Raw genomic sequence first — 1,043 nt, forward strand, 5'->3', positions numbered from 1 at the left:
ACACCACCCCACTGACTCCAGCCGCCCCGCCGTCTGTGCCGGACAAGGTCTGGAGGAGGCGTGGGAATGTCACGTCCCCCTCGCCGATCACCGCGTAGTCGACGCACTCGACCGTTCGCAGCAGCTCCAGGCCCATCTCGCCGTCGAAGTTGGCCCCGCCGAAGATCGTGACGAGCTGCGGGAAGCGCCGCTTGAGCCGGGCGGCCAGCGCGAACGAGGCCGTGTTCTGCTGGAACGTGCAGCTGAACCCGACTGCCGAGGCACTCGCCCACAGCGGCAGGTCCAGCAGCTCGTCCAGATAGGCGGGCACGTCGTGGTCCCTGATACGCAGCAGCAGGTCGCGTTCGGGCAACCCGTCCAGCAGCCGTCCCTCGGGGTCGGGCGCGCGCTCGCCGAAGGCGGCCACCGAGAACAGCCAGTCCCCCAGCATCGTGCCCCGGCCGTCGGCCAGCGCGTCGTAGCGCTCCGGGCCGATCCTGGCGGCGAGGTCCAGGTTGGCGTGCAGCGTGCGCACGTTCAGCCCGTGTGTCCGCGCGGTGGCCGCGAGCAGCCCGAGCTGGATGGACGGTCGGTGCGCGTCCATGAACGGCATGGACACCAGGACGCTCTCCACGCGCATCCCGCCGGCGGCTACCGGTCGGCCGGACCGGCGGCGCCCCCGGTGCCGCCCCCTGTGTCGCCACTGGTATCGCCGCTGGTGTCGCCCCCTGGGTCGCCGCTGGTGCCACCCCCGGTGCCGCCGCCGGTGTGGCGCCCGGTGCCGCCGACGGTCCCCCCAGCGGTGTGGCGCCCGGTGTCACCGGCGGTGTCGTCGGTCTCCTCGTCGCGGCCCTCCAGCAGGCGCAGGGCGAGGCGGAGGTTGCGGATGTTGATCCCCTGCGACGCGTCCCCGCTCAGCTCGCCCGGCGAGAACGCCTTCATGAACTCCGCGCGCAGCGTGCTGACCATGGCCTCGGCGGCCGTGCGGGCCAGCACGTCGGCGAGCTGTTTGCGCTGCCGCTCGGTCAGCTCGGGAAACGGGTCGTCCTCAGGAGCTTCGGGGA

General features: G+C 72.8%; 1 protein-coding gene and 1 pseudogene. Both read right to left on the reverse strand.

Translation table 11 applies throughout. The features are described 5' to 3' along the window. Window positions 1-619: pseudogene (locus HII36_RS55445) on the reverse strand (cobalamin-dependent protein); the annotation flags it as partial. A gap of 11 nt (window positions 620-630) precedes the next feature. Beyond that, window positions 631-1,043 (reverse strand): hypothetical protein (locus tag HII36_RS55450; protein ID WP_217371173.1); only part of this gene is annotated, 413 nt, incomplete at its 5' end.

Origin of the sequence: Nonomuraea antri (assembly GCF_013283785.1) — a bacterium.
Taxonomy (GTDB): Bacteria; Actinomycetota; Actinomycetes; order Streptosporangiales; family Streptosporangiaceae; genus Nonomuraea; species Nonomuraea antri.